The sequence below is a fragment of the Synechococcus lacustris str. Tous genome, assembly GCF_003011125.1.
Taxonomy (GTDB): Bacteria; Cyanobacteriota; Cyanobacteriia; order PCC-6307; family Cyanobiaceae; genus Synechococcus_D; species Synechococcus_D lacustris.
Genome location: NZ_PXVC01000008.1, coordinates 13,365 through 32,567 on the forward strand (window position 1 = coordinate 13,365; position 19,203 = coordinate 32,567).

Annotated in this window: 19 protein-coding genes, 3 tRNA genes and 1 other RNA gene; 15 read left to right on the plus strand and 8 right to left on the minus strand. The window is 56.4% G+C overall.

Features of this window, described 5'->3' with window-relative positions; all coding sequences use genetic code 11:
- Nucleotides 1-6: 6 nt before the first annotated feature.
- Nucleotides 7-90: transfer RNA gene (locus C7K08_RS03400), tRNA-Leu, on the minus strand.
- 146 nt (nt 91-236) lie between these two features.
- Here C7K08_RS03400 and murA point away from each other — a divergent pair.
- On the plus strand, nt 237-1,535 hold the full coding sequence (gene murA / locus C7K08_RS03405; RefSeq protein ID WP_106499253.1) for a UDP-N-acetylglucosamine 1-carboxyvinyltransferase: 1,299 nt from the start codon (nt 237-239) through the stop codon (nt 1,533-1,535).
- Here murA and C7K08_RS03410 read toward each other — a convergent pair.
- Nucleotides 1,536-1,617 (minus strand) — tRNA-Leu (locus C7K08_RS03410).
- Here C7K08_RS03410 and C7K08_RS03415 point away from each other — a divergent pair.
- The 3 genes from C7K08_RS03415 to C7K08_RS03425 all read left to right on the plus strand — a co-directional run bounded on the left by C7K08_RS03415 (nt 1,610) and on the right by C7K08_RS03425 (nt 4,632).
- The gene (locus C7K08_RS03415) at nt 1,610-2,806 is read left to right on the plus strand and encodes an aspartate aminotransferase family protein (protein ID WP_106499254.1); all 1,197 of its coding nucleotides are present in this window, start codon (nt 1,610-1,612) and stop codon (nt 2,804-2,806) included. The two genes, C7K08_RS03410 and C7K08_RS03415, sit on opposite strands and share 8 nt — an antisense overlap.
- Before the next feature lie 5 nt (nt 2,807-2,811).
- Nucleotides 2,812-4,005: a bifunctional folylpolyglutamate synthase/dihydrofolate synthase gene (locus tag C7K08_RS03420; protein ID WP_106499255.1), complete on the plus strand. Its 1,194-nt coding sequence runs from the start codon at nt 2,812-2,814 to the stop codon at nt 4,003-4,005.
- 90 nt (nt 4,006-4,095) lie between these two features.
- On the plus strand, nt 4,096-4,632 hold the full coding sequence (locus tag C7K08_RS03425; RefSeq protein ID WP_241537004.1) for a pentapeptide repeat-containing protein: 537 nt from the start codon (nt 4,096-4,098) through the stop codon (nt 4,630-4,632).
- Between the two features lie 21 nt (nt 4,633-4,653).
- On the opposite strand, the gene C7K08_RS03430 is transcribed toward C7K08_RS03425, so the two are convergent.
- Together C7K08_RS03430 and C7K08_RS03435 are read right to left on the minus strand one after the other, a co-directional pair.
- Nucleotides 4,654-6,006, minus strand: a complete 1,353-nt coding sequence (locus C7K08_RS03430) for an FAD-binding oxidoreductase (RefSeq protein WP_106499256.1) — start codon at nt 6,004-6,006, stop codon at nt 4,654-4,656.
- Entirely contained in the window at nt 5,996-6,397 is a 402-nt protein-coding gene (locus tag C7K08_RS03435) for a DUF4359 domain-containing protein (RefSeq protein ID WP_241537006.1), read from the minus strand. The genes C7K08_RS03430 and C7K08_RS03435 overlap by 11 nt, the downstream gene beginning before the upstream one ends.
- A gap of 40 nt (nt 6,398-6,437) precedes the next feature.
- Here C7K08_RS03435 and C7K08_RS03440 point away from each other — a divergent pair.
- Nucleotides 6,438-6,510, plus strand: a tRNA-His gene (locus tag C7K08_RS03440).
- Between the two features lie 2 nt (nt 6,511-6,512).
- Here C7K08_RS03440 and C7K08_RS03445 read toward each other — a convergent pair.
- Nucleotides 6,513-7,568 (minus strand): DUF1611 domain-containing protein, encoded by a 1,056-nt coding sequence (locus tag C7K08_RS03445; RefSeq protein WP_106499257.1) that lies wholly within the window; start codon nt 7,566-7,568, stop codon nt 6,513-6,515.
- Complete coding sequence (locus tag C7K08_RS03450) at nt 7,562-8,602, minus strand: dipeptide epimerase (protein ID WP_106499258.1); 1,041 nt, start codon at nt 8,600-8,602, stop codon at nt 7,562-7,564. Before C7K08_RS03450 ends, C7K08_RS03445 begins: the two co-directional genes overlap by 7 nt.
- Before the next feature lie 93 nt (nt 8,603-8,695).
- Between C7K08_RS03450 and miaB the strand changes: the two genes are divergently transcribed.
- The 5 genes from miaB (at nt 8,696) to ftsZ (ending at nt 13,549) form a co-directional block, all read left to right on the plus strand.
- Nucleotides 8,696-10,048 (plus strand): tRNA (N6-isopentenyl adenosine(37)-C2)-methylthiotransferase MiaB, encoded by a 1,353-nt coding sequence (gene miaB / locus C7K08_RS03455; RefSeq protein WP_106499259.1) that lies wholly within the window; start codon nt 8,696-8,698, stop codon nt 10,046-10,048.
- An 18-nt stretch (nt 10,049-10,066) separates the two neighbouring features.
- On the plus strand, nt 10,067-11,119 hold the full coding sequence (locus tag C7K08_RS03460) for a D-alanine--D-alanine ligase family protein (protein ID WP_241537007.1): 1,053 nt from the start codon (nt 10,067-10,069) through the stop codon (nt 11,117-11,119).
- Nucleotides 11,116-11,526, plus strand: a complete 411-nt coding sequence (locus C7K08_RS03465) for a hypothetical protein (protein WP_106499260.1) — start codon at nt 11,116-11,118, stop codon at nt 11,524-11,526. The genes C7K08_RS03460 and C7K08_RS03465 overlap by 4 nt, the downstream gene beginning before the upstream one ends.
- Nucleotides 11,527-11,529: 3 nt before the next feature.
- Nucleotides 11,530-12,333, plus strand: a complete 804-nt coding sequence (locus C7K08_RS03470; protein ID WP_106499261.1) for a cell division protein FtsQ/DivIB — start codon at nt 11,530-11,532, stop codon at nt 12,331-12,333.
- A gap of 94 nt (nt 12,334-12,427) precedes the next feature.
- Complete coding sequence (gene ftsZ / locus C7K08_RS03475; RefSeq protein WP_241537008.1) at nt 12,428-13,549, plus strand: cell division protein FtsZ; 1,122 nt, start codon at nt 12,428-12,430, stop codon at nt 13,547-13,549.
- A 29-nt stretch (nt 13,550-13,578) separates the two neighbouring features.
- On the opposite strand, the gene ffs is transcribed toward ftsZ, so the two are convergent.
- Nucleotides 13,579-13,675, minus strand: an RNA gene (ffs, locus tag C7K08_RS03480) — signal recognition particle sRNA small type.
- A gap of 64 nt (nt 13,676-13,739) precedes the next feature.
- Between ffs and panB the strand changes: the two genes are divergently transcribed.
- The gene (panB, locus tag C7K08_RS03485) at nt 13,740-14,498 is read left to right on the plus strand and encodes a 3-methyl-2-oxobutanoate hydroxymethyltransferase (RefSeq protein WP_106499285.1); all 759 of its coding nucleotides are present in this window, start codon (nt 13,740-13,742) and stop codon (nt 14,496-14,498) included.
- Here the strand turns inward: panB and hemW are convergent.
- Nucleotides 14,445-15,662 (minus strand): radical SAM family heme chaperone HemW, encoded by a 1,218-nt coding sequence (gene hemW, locus C7K08_RS03490; RefSeq protein ID WP_241537009.1) that lies wholly within the window; start codon nt 15,660-15,662, stop codon nt 14,445-14,447. The genes panB and hemW overlap by 54 nt on opposite strands.
- A gap of 76 nt (nt 15,663-15,738) precedes the next feature.
- On the opposite strand from hemW, the gene C7K08_RS03495 reads away from it, so the two are divergent.
- From C7K08_RS03495 to ilvC, 4 genes are read left to right on the plus strand one after another with little or no spacing between them, the layout of a single operon-like run.
- Nucleotides 15,739-16,809, plus strand: a complete 1,071-nt coding sequence (locus tag C7K08_RS03495; protein ID WP_106499263.1) for a PIN/TRAM domain-containing protein — start codon at nt 15,739-15,741, stop codon at nt 16,807-16,809.
- Nucleotides 16,810-16,833: 24 nt separating this feature from the next.
- Nucleotides 16,834-17,499, plus strand: coding sequence for an ATP-dependent Clp protease proteolytic subunit (locus C7K08_RS03500; RefSeq protein ID WP_106499264.1), 666 nt, complete (start codon nt 16,834-16,836; stop codon nt 17,497-17,499).
- 48 nt (nt 17,500-17,547) lie between these two features.
- Nucleotides 17,548-18,150, plus strand: a complete 603-nt coding sequence (locus C7K08_RS03505; RefSeq protein ID WP_106499265.1) for an ATP-dependent Clp protease proteolytic subunit — start codon at nt 17,548-17,550, stop codon at nt 18,148-18,150.
- Nucleotides 18,151-18,196: 46 nt separating this feature from the next.
- On the plus strand, nt 18,197-19,192 hold the full coding sequence (gene ilvC / locus C7K08_RS03510; protein WP_106499266.1) for a ketol-acid reductoisomerase: 996 nt from the start codon (nt 18,197-18,199) through the stop codon (nt 19,190-19,192).
- The last annotated feature ends 11 nt before the right edge of the window (nt 19,193-19,203 follow it).

The window sequence follows — 19,203 nt, forward strand, 5'->3', positions numbered from 1 at the left end:
AAGAAATGCGGATGGGGAGACTTGAACTCCCACGACATTGCTGCCACTAGTACCTGAAACTAGCGCGTCTACCAATTCCGCCACATCCGCTGGCGTTGCCGTAAAACACGGCAGCCCCAAACCATAACCCACAACCAAACCGCCCCAACCATTAACAACCAAGACAGTTCGGTGGCCGGCCGTCTAGACGGTCTCAAACTTGATTGTCATTATGTGGTGCGCAGACGGCAGCCTCCATGACAGCAACCCTCATACCGTCTCAGCAGCTTCTTGTTCCCCAATTAGAGATTCGCGGCGGCAAAAAACTGGAAGGCGAAGTGAGGGTTAGCGGCGCAAAAAACTCGGCCCTCGTTTTAATGGCCGCCAGTTTATTAACCGAAAACAGCTTGCGGCTGCGCAATATGCCAGCCCTTTCTGATATCGGTGGCATGGCCGATATCCTTGCCGCCCTTGGCGTTCAAATCGAACGCGGCTCCGATTGGGTTGAACTGCAAGCAAATCACCTCAGCCATATTTCGCCGCCCTACGAACTTGTAAACAGCCTTAGGGCAAGCTTTTTTTGCATCGGCCCCCTGCTTGCCCGCCTCGGGGTAGCGCGGGTGCCATTGCCTGGGGGTTGCAAAATCGGCGCCCGCCCGGTGGTGGAGCACGTAAAAGGTTTAAAGGCCCTAGGCGCCCAGGTAACGATTGAACATGGTGTTGTGTCTGCGGTGGTGCCAGGCCGCGGCCACCGCCTAACTGGTGGACGCATCTACCTCGATTGCCCCAGCGTTGGCGCCACCGAAACATTAATGATGGCCGCCGCCTTGGCGGATGGCGAAACGGTGATTGAAAATGCCGCCCAGGAACCAGAGGTAATTGATTTAGCTGGCTTGATCATCGCCATGGGTGGCAGGGTTCGTGGCGCTGGCACACCCACCATCACGATCGTGGGCATGGAGAAACTCCATGGTGCCAACTACATGGTTATTCCAGATCGCATTGAGGCGGGCACCCTCTTGCTTGCTGGTGCGATCACCCGCTCCTGTTTACGGGTAACACCTGTAATTCCAGAGCACTTAGGGGCTGTTATCAGCAAGCTTGAGGAATGTGGTTGCCAACTTAATAACGATGGCATCGGCATAACGATCAAGGCAGATCGCATTAATGCCGTTGATCTGCGCACCCAACCATTTCCAGGGTTCCCCACCGATTTGCAGGCTCCATTTATGAGCTTGCTGGCCACTGCCGAGGGCTCCAGTGTGATCACTGAAGCGATTTTTGAAAACCGCCTCCAACATGTGGGTGATCTGCAAAGGATGGGAGCTGATATCCGCACCCAAGGCAACACCGCCTTTGTGGAAGGTGTGGCTCGGCTTAGCGGCGCCCCTGTTACCGGCAGCGATCTAAGGGCAGCTGCTGCGATGGTGCTCGCTGGTTTAGCTGCAGATGGCACCACATCAGTGCAGGGTTTACAACACCTGGATCGCGGCTACGACAACCTAGAAGGCAAGCTAAATGCAGTAGGTGCCTCGATTAAGCGAACCTACGCTTGATGGGGGCAGTCGGACTCGAACYGACAAAGCCGAAGCCGGCGCATTTTGAGTGCGCTGCGTCTACCAATTCCGCCATGCCCCCAAGCCCTAAATCTACCGCTGTGATGGCCACCTATGGCCGTTACCCCTTAAAAATTGAAAAAGGTAGGGGCGTATGGCTAAAAGCCAGTGATGGCAAGTGGTATTTGGATTGCGTTGCCGGGATCGCCACCTGCAGCCTTGGCCACAGCAATCCGCGCCTGCGCCAAGCCCTAACCAGGCAATTGAGCAAATTGCAGCATGTTTCCAACCTTTATGAAATTCCTGAACAAGAGGAACTAGCAACCTGGTTGCAGGAGCACAGCTGCGCTGATCAGCTTTTTTTCTGCAATTCAGGCGCGGAAGCGAATGAAGCAGCGATCAAATTGGCCCGTAAATACGGCCACAGCAAAAAGCAAATTGAGCGCCCCTTAGTGCTGAGTGCAAGGGCCAGTTTCCATGGCCGCACCCTCGCTGCCGTTACCGCCACCGGCCAAGACAAATATCACCGCGGCTTTGAGCCCCTACCCGATGGCTTTGCCTATTTCACCTACAACGACATCGATAGTTTTAAAAGCAGCCTTCAACAGCATTGCGATCGGGCTGTTGCGGTTTTGATTGAACCCCTCCAGGGAGAAGGGGGAGTGGTGCCTGGCAATCCAGCCTTTTTCAAAGAACTGCGGCAGCTATGCAGCCAACATCAACTGCTACTTATCTCTGATGAGGTGCAAGTGGGGATGGGGCGCAGCGGCAGCCTCTGGGGCTATGAACAGCTGGGCATCGAACCTGATGCTTTCACCATTGCCAAGGGTTTAGGGGGTGGTATTCCCATCGGTGCTTTGGCCGTTAAAAACCACTGCGCCGTATTTGAACCGGGCGACCATGCCAGCACCTTTGGTGGCAACCCCTTTGCCTGCAGGGCCGCCTTAACCGTTGCAAAGGAACTGGATCGCCGTCAATTGCTTTTTAATGTGCAGCAACGCGGCGAACAGCTGCGGGATGGCCTCAGCCAAAGGGTGGCTAAGTGGCCCCAGCTATTAAGTGGCGAAAGGGGCTGGGGGTTAATTCAAGGTTTATTGCTGCGGGATGGGGCGATAACCGCAGCAGAACTGGTAAAAGCWGCAATGGCTGAAGGTTTGCTATTGGTGCCCGCCGGTGCCCAAGTGGTGCGTTTTGTGCCGCCTTTAGTGATCAGCCGCCGGGAGTTAAACCAGGCCCTTCATCGGCTTGATCGAGCCCTGGCCAAGCTCTGAAGGATTTGCAGCTACCCGAGCCGGTTGATCTTTCCGATCTACTTGAACCCTTTGCCCGCCGGGGCATCCAGCTTGGCCTTGGCCGGCTGCTGGCTGCCCTAGGGGAGGCAGGCCAACCACAGCTCTGCTTCCCTGCCGTGCAGGTGGCCGGCACCAATGGCAAAGGTTCGATTTGCACCATGCTTGGCGCAATGCTGCAGGCGGCAGAAATTCGCACCGCCATCTACCGCTCCCCTCACCTGGTGAGCTGGTGCGAACGCTTGGAAGTGGCTGGTGAACTGATTAGCCCCGGGGAATTAAGGCAAGCCTTACAAAACTGGCAGGGCCTGGCCGCTAAACATCAGCTAACCCCCTTTGAACTGATAACAGGGGCAGCTTTTAGCCACTGCGCCAGCGCAGCAATCAAATTGGCGGTGCTGGAGGTGGGCCTTGGCGGAAGGCTGGATGCCACTACCACCCACAACAACCGTTCCGTGCTGGGCATAGCAAGCATCGGCCTCGACCATTGCGAACACTTGGGCAACAGCCTGGCGGCAATCGCCAGGGAAAAAGCAGGTATTTTCTCCCCCGGGGCCATTGCCATCAGCGGCCCCCAACCAGAGGCAGTGGCAAGGGTGCTAGAGGAGCAAGCAGCCGCCTGCAATACCCAGCTGCGCTGGGTGGAACCCCTCAGCAGCGAACAACCACTGGCCCTAGCTGGGCACTGGCAGCGCACGAACGCCGCCGTAGCCCTTGGCATTGCAAGGGCACTTAAGGAAAAGGGCTGGTTGATCAGCGATGGCGCCATGGCTAAAGGTTTAAGCACGGCCCGCTGGCCCGGCCGCCTGCAGCAACTGGAGTGGCGCGGCCGCAAAATATTGCTTGATGGTGCCCACAACCCGCCGGCAGCCCTTGCCCTACGCCAGGAGTTATCAGCTCAACCGCGCCGCTGGCTGCTGGGAATTCAACGCCATAAGGAGGGTGCTGCGATTGTGGAAACCCTGTTGGCTAAGGGAGATCAGGCCTGGATCCTTGCCCTACCAAACCACCCCAGCTGGAGTGCCGCCGATTTGATAGCAGCCCTGCCCCATCGAAGTGAACAAATTCAGCAGGCAAACAGCCCCCTGGAGGGCTTAGAGCAATTGCTAAAGCCAGGCGCAACACCTGTTATTGCGGGATCGCTATACCTGATCGCCACCCTGGGGGAATATTTAAAATAAAAACATAAATTAATCCAGCAATTAAATCATGTAAGCTGATTTCTACATCCGAGCAGCGCCAGTAACATGGCCAGTAGCATGCACTTTAAAATGTTTAATATTAGGCAGAATTTGCTTGTGCTGCGAAATATAATTGCCGTATTTTCGCTGGCATTTGTTTTATCACTAATCAACTTTTCAAACAGCGCGAATACCGCCCTGGCCGTTTCTAGTTATTTAGAAAAAACCGATTACACCCTCACAAATCAGAGCAACGGCGATTTTGAAAATCAAAAACTTGAAGGCAGCTCTTTTGCCGGAACCCTAGCCCGCGGTGCTAATTTTTCTGGCGCCCAGCTCCAGGGGGCGATCTTTACCCAGGGCTCTTTTGCTGGTGCAAATTTTGAAGGGGCAAACCTTAGCGATGCCCTTATGGATAGGGCTGATTTTAGTGGCTCAAATTTAAAAAATAGTATTTTAACCAATGCAATTGCCAGCGGCAGCAGCTTTGCTAATGCTGAAATTGAAGGGGCCGATTTTAGTGATGCTTTACTTGATCGGGAAGATTTAAAAAATCTATGCCGCAGGGCAAGCGGTAGCAATCCCACAAGCGGGATCACAACACGCAACAGCTTAAATTGCCCCTAAAATAACATTTTATATCTCTTTCTAAGCCTGGCCAATTGCCTCCATATAGCCCTTTAATTTACCTGGATTAAGCAAGCCTTTTGGATCATTGGCAAATTTTGCTGCCACCTGATCGCCATCAACTACCCCTAGGCCACCCGCTTCCACCGTGATGGCATGGGCATTGAAAACCAAACCACCGGCTGCTGCCATTGCCTGATTAAGGGCAATGAACTGCTCTTCTCCCCGCCAAGGGAAAACCGGCAGCCCCACCCAACGCTGCTTACCGCCTTGGCGCACCCGCTCCAGGTGCCAATGGAGCCAACCGGGCCAATGGCCATCGATGGCATCGATAAAGGCCAACTCCGGCTCCGGTAGCAACACAAGCTGATAGGTGAAGCTGGGATCCAAGGAACGCATCTGCAGGGTGGTGTGGTTCCAGCAGAGCTCCCGCAATAGCAATCCCTTGGGCGGCCATTGGGGCCGTTGCCAAACAAGGCAGCCGCCGGCTTGGGCCGTGAGTTGTTCGATCACTGGGATCGAGCAAGGGCTTGCCAAAAGAAGCAAACGATCACCCCTGGCAGTTGCTAGCTCAGGCAGATCGGGCAGCTGCTGCGCCAGGCGCTGCTCCAGGTAGCAAAGGGCATCTATTTCAAGGGCAGCAACACCTAATTGCGCTGCTAGCGCCAAGGCCTTGGGGCGATCAGGCAATTCCAAAACCAGCTCCTGCCAGTTTTGCCATGGGGCCGTGGGCACTGTGATGGCAGTGAAGATGCCGTTGCTGCCATAGGCATGGTTTAAGGCCTGGGCTTGGGCTGGCCCCAGCTGCAAAAGGCGTGGTTCCGCCTCAACTGTTACCACCTCAAGCCCCAACAAATTGCCTGGATCCCGCAATAACCCCCAGCGCAAACTGCCAACACCGCTGGAGCCACCGGCGATAAAACCACCCAAGGTGGCGGTGCGCCAGGTACTAGGTGCCAAGCGCAGGGCCCAACCTTGGGGTTGCAACCATTGATCCAATTCCAACAACTTGCAGCCCGGTTCTGCCGTTAACAACCCAGTGCTGCTGTTGAAACTACGCACTTGCTCCAGGCCAGAGGTGTCGAGCACCACACCCCCCTGGATGGGCACGCATTGGCCGTAGTTGCCACTACCGGCTCCCCGAGGTGTGAGGGGAATGCCCAGGCGATAACAAGCAGCAGCCACCTGCAACACCTCATGGGGCTGCTTCACCCGCACAACTAAATCGGCTARGCAGGGTTGCAACTGCGGCTGTAGCAGGGGCGAGAAGCAAAATTGATCGTGGGAGAGGCGTTCCAATAGGGGGCCCTGCTCCACCAGCTCAAGGCCGCTGCAGGCTTCGATWAATGCGGCCCTATCGGCTTCAAGGAGCATTGCTTTCGGTTGCTTTTAACACCAGGAATTGACCAGCCACCGCAAGGGTTTTCAGTTCATAGCCAGGCAGGGCCAATTGGGGCAGCAGCTGCCCRCCAGCCAGCTGGGTTGTGTAAACGCTAAACAGGCCGAAGTTGAGCCGTTGGCTGAACTGATCTGCCAGGGCACCTAGGGGTTCCCGTTGGGCGCGGATCAGTTCAGGGCAGTTCTGCACCACCAAACGCAGCATCAGGGGAAGCTTGCCTGGCGGGCAAAATTCCGCCACTGCTTGCTCTGCAAGTTCCGTGCCAGCAAATTCACGGAAATCCTTAGGGCTTGGGTTGGTGATAACCAACAGGGCACCAATCCCCACAACAAGTAACCCCAAAGGTTTTGCTAGAGCTTCAGCCACTGGGTTGTTTCTGYCTAACTGGTAGATTTTGTACTCCACGGCGGGCGTCGCCAAGTGGTTAAGGCAGCGGCTTGTGGTGCCGCCATACGGGGGTTCGAATCCCCTCGCTCGCCCTTCAACTCAATAGGGCCGCTAACAGCAGTTCCCTATCTCCCCTAACCGRATCGCCGCAGGGCAATCCGGTTAGTTGGTTGGCTTTTTTGATTTCCAGCTCAGCTGCATCGCCCTCRAGGTGGCCGGTATTAAGGGCTATCGCCTTTACCCGTGGTGGCTTTGCCGCCTGGGGTGTTGCCAAGGCAGCTAGGGCTTCACAGGTGGMGATCAATTGGGGCAAGGGTGGCAGGGGAATGTCTGGCAGATTTCGGATTGCMTGCTGGCCAGCTCGATGCACCAGCAAGAGTTCGGTGGGTTGRCTGCCCCGCAAAAGCGGCAAGCTGGCGCTTGAACCCGGATGGCAAAAGGAACCCTGACCCTCCACAAAAACAATCGCAGCGGGGCCGGCCCCCTCCGCCGTTTGCAATAAAGCCGCTTCCACTGCCCCAGCGGCGTAATCGATGCGCACTGCATCTAGGGCAATGCCGGCACCTGAAATCAAAATTCCCCCTTGGCCGGTTGCCACAAACCGAGCATCAAGGCCTTGGCTGCGGGCAGCAGCTGTTAATTCCAAAGCGGTGCTCATCTTGCCCACGCTCATGTCGCTGCCAAGGGCCAACACCCGGCGGCAGGGCAAAGCCGCAGCCCGGGCAGCTGCCACCTGCAGCTGGGCWGGYTCCTGGCGTAGATCCCAAATCCAACAACCCGGCTGCACTAGGGCCGCCAACTCGGGATCAGCAGCGAGCTTGGTGTGTAAACCACTGGCCACGCTTAGGCCAGCTGCCAGGGCTTCCGCCACGCTCTGACGCACTTCAGGCGCTAGGCGGCCGCCGGAGGGCGCAAGCCCCACCACCGCCACCTGGGGCCCGTAAACCATCGCTTCCGCCAGGGAAGCAACGATCGGCACCGAACGGGGAATACCTGTTAGCAATGGCAGATCCGCCCCTGCCTGGCTTGGATCAAGCACCGCCACGATCGGGCCCTGGCGGTAACGCAAAAAGGCCAGCCCGGTTTTACCGGAAAGGTTGGTTAGCCCGCCGTGCTGAAGCAGAACCACCGGCGCAGCAGCGTTCAACATCTCTCCACCCCTAAACCTGGCAGTTGGCTTGGCAGCAGCTCATCCCCCTGGCGCGGAGGTGCAACAAAAGGATCATCACTGAGATTGAGATGGGAATCGAGGTCTGGCCATTCCACCAATGGCAAGAGATGGGCCGCTGCCCCATTCAGCAAGCTGCTATCTGAATAACAGCCAAGCATCAAGCYCACCCCAAGGCGTTGGGCTAGGCGGGCCATCAGCAAAGCCTCGGTTAGCCCGCCGGTTTTAAGCAATTTCAAATTCACCCCCTGCACGTGGGGGGCCAAGCGCAATAAATCAGCTGTGCCCCAGCAGCTTTCATCAGCCACAAGGGCCATGGAGCTGAGCCCCTGCAGGGCAGCAAAATCAGCTTCATCGCCGCTGCGGGCCGCSAGGGGCTGCTCCACCAACACCACCCCCCGCTCGGCCAACCAGGGCAGCATCAATTTGGCTTGCTCCAGGTTCCAACCACCATTGGCATCAACCTGGAGTTCCGCACCAGCCAGGGCCGGCAGCAARGCCTCCACCAGGGCTTGATCCGTTTCAATGCCAGCGGGGCTACCGAGCTTGAGCTTCAGCCGYKAGGCAGGCAGAAGGCTGCGCCACTGCTCAAGCCGTTGCAGCAGCTGTTCCACTGGTGCAATACCCAGGGTGACGCTGGTGGCTTTACAACTGCCTAAATCCAGGCCCCAGAGCTGCCAGAGGGGATAGCCCAGCTGTTTAGCCCACCAATCATGCAAAGCCAAATCCACGGCGCAACGGGCCGGTGGGCTCAAGGGAGCTAAGAGGGAGCCCCATAGCTGGGGCGGTGGTGGAGCCTGCTCCCCAAGGCAGGGAAGCCATTGCAGCAGTTCATTTTCCAGAGCTGCCGTTTGATAGCAATGGTTGCCGGTATCAAATCCACCGGTTTCACCGCGGCCCGTGCAACCCCCATGGCTGATCTCCAGCAGCAGATGCTCCACTGTTGCGGTGGTGCCCCTGCTGATGGTGAGAGGCRCCCGTTTAGTGAGCGAAAAGCGGCTCAGCTGCCAAGCCATGGAGTTAAAAACAAATACCCGTTTGTTTCACCCTGCCATGGGAACCGCTTTAGATAACACTGGAGTTAGCTGATCACCTCATCTCTTAAGCCCATGGCCGATCCCACCTATTGGATTACCACCTTTGGGTGCCAGATGAATAAAGCCGATTCAGAACGAATGGCTGGCATTTTGGAAACCATGGGCTATCGCCAAGGGGTAGCAGAGGCTGAAGCTGATTTAGTGCTCTACAACACCTGCACAATTCGCGATAACGCAGAGCAAAAGGTTTACAGCTACCTGGGCCGCCAAGCGATTCGCAAACGCCAAAATCCAAATCTCACCCTGGTGGTGGCCGGTTGCGTTGCCCAACAGGAGGGGGCTGCCCTATTGCGGCGGGTGCCCGAACTCGACCTAGTAATGGGGCCCCAACACGCCAACAGGTTGGAAACGCTCTTAAATCARGTTGGTAATGGCCAGCAGGTGCTTGCCACCGATGAAAATCACATCCTTGAAGACATCACCACCGCCCGCCGGGAAAGTGAACTTTGCGCCTGGGTAAATGTGATCTACGGCTGCAATGAACGCTGCACCTACTGCGTGGTGCCAGCGGTGCGGGGCCAGGAGCAATCGCGTTTACCTGCGGCGATTCGCACTGAAATCGAATCATTAGCAGCAAAGGGATATAAGGAAATCACCCTGCTTGGTCAAAACATTGATGCCTACGGCCGCGATCTACCTGGGATAACCCCCGAAGGCCGACGTCAACACACCCTCACCGATCTTCTGCATCACATCCATGATGTGGAAGGGATTGAACGGATTCGATTTGCCACCAGCCATCCCCGTTATTTCACCGAACGCCTGATTGAAGCCTGCGCCAATTTGAGCAAGGTGTGCGAACACTTTCACGTGCCTTTTCAAAGTGGTGATGATGAATTGCTTAAGGCCATGGCCCGCGGTTACAACATTGGCCGCTATCGCCGCATCGTTGAACAGATCCGCAGCCGCATGCCCCATGCGGCCATCAGCGCCGATGCAATCGTTGGCTTTCCAGGKGAAAGCAACGCTCAATTTCGCAATACCTTGGCCCTGGTTGATGAGATTGGCTTTGATTTAGTTAATACGGCTGCCTATTCCCCCCGTCCCCACACCCCAGCGGCCAACTGGCCAAACCAAGTGCCGGAAGCGGAGAAGGTGGCAAGGCTGCAGGAATTAAATGCGTTGGTAGAAAAGAAAGCCCGCCAGAGTGGTGAGCGCTACCTAGGCCGTTGCGAGGAGGTTTTAGTGGAGGGCATCAACCCTAAAAATCCCCAGCAACTGATGGGACGCACCCGCACCAATCGGCTTACTTTTTTTGAAGCCAGGGGCCATCAAGTTGGCAGCACTGTGGCTGTAAAAATCGAAGCTGTTCGTCCGTTTTCCCTSAGCGGTARCGCCATTGCAAAAGCGGCGCTGGTACCTTGAGGCCCCCGCAACGGTTCCGTGGATAGCAGCCCAACTAAAGCAAAATTAGTGGTGGGCTTGATATTTGGTGGCGCCTCAGGGGAACACGCCATCTCRATTAGATCGGCCTGCACCGTGAAGCAGGGTTTTAACGAAGGCAGCAATCCGGAGCGCTATCAAGTGCGCTGCTTYTACATCGATCAAAAGGGCCGCTGGTGGGGGGAAGAGGTTGCCGAGGCCGTATTRAAAAGCCAGCTTCCCGCCCCCCTCGATGATCAGCTTGAAAGGGAGGGCTTCCATGGCTTCCCGCCTGGCGCATTGGAGGTGCAATGTTGGTTTCCGGTGCTCCATGGCCCCAATGGGGAAGAYGGCACCATCCAGGGTTTATTTAGCTTGATGCWGGTGCCCTWTGTGGGTTCTGGGGTATTGGGATCTGCCGTTGGCATGGATAAGTTGGCCATGAAGGCCGCGTTTGCAGCAGCCGGTTTGCCCCAGGGTGCTTACCAACCGGTGGCGGCAGCGGAACTTGAACAGCCAAACCAACTGCTCAGCCGGCTGGAGGCGGCACTTGGCTACCCCTGTTTCATAAAACCAGCCAACCTTGGTTCATCTGTRGGCATCAGTAAAGCCAGCAACCGCAACGAGCTACTAGCGGGCCTGCAACTTGCCGCYAGCCACGACCAGCGGATTGTGGTGGAACAGGGGCTCAAGGTGCGGGAACTGGAATGCGCCGTATTGGGGCGGGAAAAATTAAGGGCTTCTGTGGTGGGCGAAATTTGCTTTKATGCTGATTGGTACGACTACGAAACCAAATATTGCGAAGGCCATAGCCAGGCTGTAATTCCAGCCCAGGTGCCAGATCAGGTGGCAAATGAAGCCCAAAAACTGGCGATTGCCGCCCTGCAGGCGGTGGGTGCCAGTGGCCTTAGYCGCGTTGATTTGTTTTACGAAGAGGCAACAGAACGGCTTTTGATCAATGAAATCAATACGTTGCCAGGGTTCACGCACCTCAGCATGTATCCGATGCTTTGGTTTGCCAGCGGTATCCCCCTGGCAGATCTGGTGCACCAATTAGTGGAGCTGGCGAGATGACCCATGGATTGCTCTGGTTACCGCTGCTGGTGGCCTTTGTGGTTTTAGCGGCCCTCGGCTGGCTTGAACGAAGRCGACAACGGCTTTTTTTGGAATGGGCGGCAGGTTCTGAACTATCCAAATTGGATGGTGGTGGTGGCGCMAGGYTGAAGGATGGCTGCCTGGAGTGGACCAGCTTTGAAGCGGGTAAGTTCAAACCGCAGGGGTCGTTGATGGTGTCGAAATTGGAGCTGGTGGAATTGCTGTCGTTGGGTTCTGGCGATGCCCCYYTAACAGATGAAAGCCATGGGGCCTGCCGGCTCAGGCTGATAGGTGATGGCCGCGAATACGACCTGCCCTTTTCCGATGCYGATCGGGCACGCCGCTGGATTGGTGAATTGATGAGTCGCTCCCGCTGTGAGCTCTGATCTGTGGTGGAGCAAAGCCGTGAAAATTTGGCAGAGGGCATCCAGCGCCGCAAGGAACTACGCCGGCGTAAACGCCTAGACACCATCGCCCAACTCTGGCGGCTGCTTGCCTTGATGGCGATCAGCGCAGGCCTTGGCTGGCTGGTTATCAAACAAGCCTGGATCCTGCGCAGCCCCAATCAAGTGGAGGTGAGCGGTGCCCCGGATCTAAACCGCGAGCTGGTGGTTAGGGCATCTGGCCTCACCTTTCCACTAAAGCTGTTGGAATTAAATCCAATCCTGATCAAACAMCGGCTTGCGGCTGCCCTGCCGGTRGATCAGGTGCGCATACAACGGCAGATGCTGCCGCCCCGTTTGGTTATTAATTTGAGCGAACGGGCGGCCGTTGCTAGGGCCCAACGCAGCGGTAGCAGTGGCCCTGAGCAGGGTTATATCGATCGCACCGGCCGCTGGATTAGCCCACGCCAACAGGCGGGCCTTGGCGGAGCAGCCCTGCCAAACCTGATGGTGCTGGGCTGGCAAAGCCGCTACCAACCCACATTGGAACTACTGATTGGCGTGCTCCCCAAGCAGGCGGATGTGCGGGAACTGCGCTTTGAAGCCAATGGCGACCTTTGGCTTGTAAGCAACAAGTTAGGTGCAGTGCGGTTTGGCCCCATTGATGAACGCACCGGCAGAAGGCTGCAGGTGCTGAGCCACCTAGCAAAAAATCTTGATCGCCCAGCGGGGGCAAAAGCACTGGATTTAAGCGACCCGGAACATCCTGAGCTGGTTATGGCGGCACCCAAGCAGCAACCAGAAAATTAAGAGTTCAACTCRAATGTGCGAATGCWGATAAAWAAAAYTTCAAATATGAACTWAGCCTGGAATAATGCAAGGTATTGAAAGCTTTGCTTATTCGATGGATAGCTTCGAATCCAAATCCGCCATGGCGGGCCAGGGAATTGTGCCCAGCCAAAGCGCCCGGATCGAAGTTATCGGTGTTGGTGGYGGCGGCAGCAATGCAGTTAACCGGATGATCGCCTCTGAGCTCCATGGGGTGGGCTTTTGGGTGCTCAATACCGATGCCCAAGCCCTGCTGAATGCCTCAGCTAACCAGAGGGTGCAGTTGGGCATGAAGCTCACCCGCGGCCTTGGTGCTGGGGGTAATCCAGCCATTGGTCAAAAAGCGGCTGAAGAATCGCGCATCGAATTGCAGCAAGCCCTWGAGGGCACCGATTTGGTGTTTATCACCGCTGGCATGGGCGGCGGCACYGGCACCGGAGCAGCCCCGATCGTGGCGGAAGTGGCCAAGGAATCCGGCGCCCTCACCGTTGGCATYGTTACTAAACCCTTCACTTTTGAAGGCAGGAAACGCATGCGGCAGGCGGAGGAGGGCATTGCCCGCCTGGCGGAACACGTGGATACCTTGATTGTGATTCCAAATGATCGCCTGCGGGATTCAATTTCTGGGGCACCACTGCAGGAAGCATTTCGCGCCGCCGACGAGGTGTTGCGCAGCGGYGTGAAGGGCATCAGCGACATCATCACAAAACCAGGCCTGGTGAATGTGGATTTCGCCGATGTGCGTTCGGTGATGGCCTGCGCTGGCACCGCACTGTTGGGWATTGGCATTGGCTCGGGTAGATCAAGGGCAACAGAAGCGGCGATGGCAGCCATGAGCAGCCCGCTGCTGGAATCGGCCCGCATCGATGGCGCCAAGGGTTGTGTGATCAATATCAGTGGCGGCCGCGACATGACCCTGGAAGACATGACCACCGCATCTGAGGTGATCTACGACGTGGTGGAYCCTGAAGCCAACATCATTGTTGGCGCTGTTGTTGATGATCAATTGGAAGGCGAAATCCACGTAACTGTGATTGCCACTGGCTTTGAAGGGGGCGGCATCTATGTGCCRAAACGGCTCAGCCAAAACTCACTGCTCGAGCCCGTTTCCCCAAGCCGCAATGGCGATGAGGGCGATYCCAGTGGTGTGCGCATACCTTCCTTTCTGCTGCAACGCCAAAATCGCGCTGAAAACTGATTCTGAAAACTGATTCTGAAATTTAATTRGGTGACCCGGAGTCCACGCCTGCCTCGAGCATCCCGTGTGGCTGCTGCCTTCCGGATCTGACCAGGTTTAGGCGTCGGAGCCGCATGGATCCGAGTCRASCCCATGTTAGCAATGGCTGGCWCTTACAAGTTCAAACGGCTTGAGCCTTACCCCTCCCCAATTGGGCCTTCAACTGCAGCGCCTCAAGCAGGAGGGAAAGCCCATTGCTGTGCTCACAGCTTGGGATGTGATGAGTGCCCAATGGGCGGAAGCGGCTGGGGTTGATCTGGTGCTGGTGGGGGATTCCCTTGCCATGGTGAGCCTTGGCCATGCCACCACCCTGCCCGTAACGGTGGAGGCGATGCTGCACCATGCAGCGGCCGTGGAGAAGGGAYTACAGCACACGCCGATGGTGTGYGATCTGCCATTTTTGAGCTATCAATGCGGCCCGGATCGRGCTGTRGCGGCGGCCGGTAGGTTCCTCAAAGAAACCAACTGCCTTGGCGTGAAACTTGAGGGGGCAGAACCGGAAACCCTGGCAGTGGTTAGCCGCCTAGTRCGCAGCGGCATTCCGGTGATGGGTCACCTGGGGCTAACACCCCAATCGGTGCGTCAGCTTGGTTACCGCCGCCAGGCMACCGATCCGGTAGCCCAAGAGCGCTTGCGCCAAAGCGCCCATGAACTGGAACAAGCCGGCTGCTTTGCCTTGGTGCTCGAGCATGTGCCACMCCCCCTRGCAGGCCAAYTAAGCCAGGAATTAGAGCTGCCGGTAATCGGCATTGGCGCCGGCAACAACTGCGATGGCCAAGTGCGGGTAACAGCTGATCTACTTGGGCTTACGGCAGCCCAACCGCCCTTTTCCAGTGCCCTGCTGCCGGGGGCCGAATTATTTAGTGAGGCCCTYAGGGGCTGGGTTGCATCCTTGCAACCAGGCCAGTAGGTCCCGCAACACCGCATTGCTAAGGCTGAAGCCAGCGGGGGGCACCAAGCGCAAACGASCTTGATTTAATTGCACAAGCCCATCGCTTAACCAGGGGGCCAGAACCTGGCCGATGGCGGCAGCCAAGGAGCCCTCCACCGGCCAACCAACGGCAGCCTCCAGCCAGGCGAGGTCAACCCCTTCCCGGCGCCTGAGGCCCACCAGCAGCAGATCTTCCAGGGGTGGGATAGACCCCAAAGCGATGCCTGCTGGCAACTGCTGGCCTGGGTAACTGAGCAGCCATTGGCCGTAGGCCTCCCTGGTGCGGGGCCTGGCCMACCGTTCGGCGCCAGCACCGGCTGTGGCACCAAGGCCAAAAGCCCACCATGGGGCACCACTCCAATAAACGCGGTTGTGGCGGGAGCAATGGCCGGGGAGGGCCCAATTACTGATTTCGTAATGGCCATAGCCCGCAGCGGCAAGCTGCTGGTGGGTGTAATCCAAATGTTCAGCGGCGGCATCTTGGCTTGGTAAGGGCAATTCACCCCGCCTTTGGCGCCACTCAAACACCGTGCCGGGTTCCACGATTAGGTCGTAAATCGAAAGATGGGGCGGATATTCCCTAAGGGCTGCGCTTAATTGCTGCTGCCAGTGCTGCTGCGTTTGACCTGGCAGGTTGAGGATTAAATCAAGGCTCCAGCTGTTTAATTGCCCTGCCGCCTGAAATTGACGCAACCAGGCGCAAGCTTCCCGCAACTGGGCAGCACTATGGCGCCGGCCAAGGCCATGCAAAACCTGATCATCAAAGCTCTGACCCCCCAGGCTGAAGCGGTTAATGCCAAGGTTCAACACCGCTTCCAACCAAGGGCGATCAAAGCTGGCCGGATCGATCTCAAGGCTKATTTCAACGCCAGGCGCCAGCCCCCATTGCTGTTCCAGCCGCTCAAGCAGGGCGCCTATTTGAGCAACGGAGAGCAACGATGGTGTGCCGCCACCGATGTAAACGGTGGAAAGCGGTGGGCCTGGAGCTGCGGCCTCCAGGTCGAGGTTTAGTTGAGCTAGGTAATTTGCTACGGAWTTAGAAGTAGCGCCAGAAGCATGGTCACCCAAAGGCACCACAGGAAAATCGCAATAAAAACAGCGGCGATGGCAGAAGGGGATATGGAGATAAAGGCTGCGGGGCAAGCGCCGATGGAGCGGAAGCGGCACACTCATAKAAATCTATTTAGGGGCTAATCCCTGAAGCTCTCCCTGCTACGCCGTGGTGGATGCCCTGATTCTGATTCTGTTTTTGATTTCCGGCGCTGCCTCCGGCTGGCTTGGGGTGGACTTACTGCCGGAAAGGCTGCTGGTGCAGGTAACCAATTTGGAGGGGCTGCGCTGGGTGCTGGGKGGCTTTGGCGCCCTTTTTGGCCTGGTGGCAGGGCTGCTTTTTCAACAATTGCGCCAGAAATTAATGCGCCAAGTGCGCACCATGCCAACGGATTTATTAATCAGTAGGGCGGTGGGTTTGATCCTGGGGTTACTGGTGGCAAACCTGCTGCTGGCACCGATCCTGCTRCTGCCATTGCCGTGGGAGGTGGGTTTTGTAAAACCACTGGCGGCGGTGTTGAGCAACGTATTTTTTGGCGTGAGCGGCTACAACCTGGCCGAAGTGCATGGCAGAACCCTGCTGCGCTTGTTTATTCCGAGCAGCAATGAAGCCCTGCTGGTGGCCGATGGGGTRCTGCAACCGGCAAGCCCCAAAATCCTTGATACGAGCGTGATTATCGATGGCCGGGTGCAATGGCTGGTGGAATGCGGGCTATTGGAAGGTCAGGTGATCGTGGCCCAATGCGTAATCGATGAACTGCAACAGTTGGCCGATTCTGGCAATGCTGAAAAACGGGGTAAAGGCCGCCGCGGCTTGAAATTGCTCACGGAGATGCGCCAGCAATATGGCCGGCGTTTGGTTGTTAACAACACCCGCTACGAGGGAGCKGGGGTAGACGACAAATTGCTGAAACTAGCGGCCGAYACCAATGGGCTGCTGCTCACAACCGATTACAACCTGGCCCAGGTGGCCCAGGTGCAAAACCTACGGCCCCTCAACCTGAGTGAACTGGTGGTTCGGCTCAGGCCTGAGGTACAACCGGGGGATTTGCTCCAGCTCAAGATCATCAGGGAGGGCAAAGAAGCTGAGCAGGGGGTTGGTTACCTGGAAGACGGCACGATGGTKGTGGTGGAAGGGGCGCGCAGCAGCATTGGTGAACGGCGGGARGTAACCGTTACGGGCGCCCTGCAAACCCCTGCGGGAAGGATGGTGTTCGCTCGCGCCTCCGACCCTCGCTAGGCTCGCTGCATCCGCACCTACTTGATGGTTTCGGCCGTATCGGCTCCCTATTCAGAAGGGGGCAGCAGTTCATTTCGCACCCCGCCGCCGGATCTGCCTTCGCTGCTACTGAAGGAACGCATCGTTTATCTGGGCTTACCCCTGTTTTCAGACGACGATGCAAAACGCCAGATGGGTATAGATGTAACTGAATTAATCATTGCCCAATTGCTGTATTTGGAATTTGATAATCCAGAAAAACCAATYTTCTTCTACATAAATTCCACTGGCACCAGCTGGTATTCAGGAGATGCAATCGGTTTTGAAACTGAGGCATTTGCCATCTGCGACACGATCAAATATGTGAAACCACCTGTGCACACGATTTGCATTGGTCAAGCGATGGGCACGGCAGCGATGATCCTTTCCGCTGGCACCAAGGGKCAAAGGGCATCTTTRCCCAATGCTTCAATCGTGCTGCATCAACCCCGCAGTGGCGCCCGGGGCCAAGCCACCGACATCCAGATCAGAGCAAAGGAGGTGTTGCAAAACAAGCGCACCATGTTGGAAATGCTCTCTTTGAACACGGGCCGCAGCCCTGAACAATTGGCTGAGGATTCCGATCGCATGACCTACCTAACACCTAAGGAAGCGCTCGAATATGGCTTGATTGATCGGGTATTGAGCAGCCGTAAAGATCTGCCCAGCTAACCGCTGTTTTTTGTTTTCTTCCACACCCCTAACCCTGCATTTTTCACCATGCCCATCGGCACCCCAAGCGTTCCCTACCGTCTCCCAGGCAGCCAATATGAGCGCTGGGTAGACATCTACACCCGCCTTGGTGTGGAAAGGATCCTCTTCCTTGGCCAAGAGGTAAATGATGGTGTTGCTAATGCTTTAGTTGCACAAATGCTGTATCTCGATTCCGACGACAGCAGTAAGCCGATTTACTTGTATATCAATTCCCCAGGCGGATCGGTAACAGCAGGCCTTGCTATTTACGACACGATTCAATATGTAAAAGCTGATGTGGTAACCATTTGCGTGGGCCTTGCCGCTTCCATGGGTGCTTTTCTATTGGCGGCTGGCACCAAGGGCAAACGCTTGGCGTTACCCCATAGCAGGATCATGATCCACCAGCCYTTGGGGGGCACTAGCCAAAGGCAAGCCAGCGACATTGAAATCGAAGCGCGGGAAATCCTGCGCCTTAAAGATCAGCTAAACCAACAGCTGGCGGAGATGACTGGTCAAAACTTGGAAAAGCTAGAGAAAGACACCGACCGCGACTACTTCTTAAGTGCCGCTGAAGCAAAGGAATATGGCCTGATCGATCGGGTAATTAGCAACCCAAGCGAAGCCTAGGGATGGCGTTTGGGTAGGCTCCTCCTTTGCCCTGCCCTTACCCCGGATGGCCACCCTTTACTACGACAACGATGCAGACCTTGATCTTCTAAGCGGTAAAACCGTGGCGATCATCGGCTATGGCTCCCAGGGCCATGCCCATGCCTTAAATCTCAAGGACAGCGGCGTTGATGTGGTGGTTGGCCTCTATGAAGGCAGCCGCTCGGCGGAAAAAGCAAAGGCAGACGGCCTCGAGGTATTGAGCGTGGCCGARGCTGCCGCCAAGGCTGATTGGATCATGGTGYTACTGCCTGATGAATTCCAAAAAGCCGTTTACGACACTGAAATTGCACCCCATCTAAGCGCCGGCAAGATGTTGAGCTTTGCCCATGGGTTCAATATTCGCTTTGAACTGATCAAACCACCGGCTGATGTGGATGTGGTGATGGTTGCCCCAAAGGGTCCTGGCCACACGGTGCGTTGGGAATATCAAAACGGCATGGGCGTRCCCGCCCTATTTGCAATTGAACAAGATGCCAGCGGTAAGGCGCGGCAACTGGCGATGGCCTACGCCAAAGGGATTGGTGGCACCAGGGCRGGCATCYTGGAAACCAATTTCAAAGAGGAAACGGAAACCGATTTATTTGGTGAACAGGCGGTGCTTTGCGGTGGCCTGAGCGAACTGGTGAAAGCTGGCTTTGAAACCCTGGTGGAGGCTGGCTACCAACCGGAACTGGCCTATTTCGAATGCCTCCATGAAGTGAAGCTAATYGTTGATTTAATGGTTAAAGGTGGCCTCACTGCCATGCGGGATTCGATCTCTAATACGGCTGAATATGGCGACTATGTGAGTGGCCCAAGGTTGATCACAGCAGAAACCAAAGCTGAAATGAAGCGCATCCTTAGCGATATTCAAGATGGCACCTTTGCCCGCAATTTTGTGGCTGAATGCGATGCAGGCAAGCCCCAGATGACAAAAATGCGCCAAAGAGACAGCCAACACCCGATTGAATCGGTGGGTAARGGCCTGCGTTCAATGTTCAGCTGGTTAAAAACCGCCTGATCTGGCCGCTG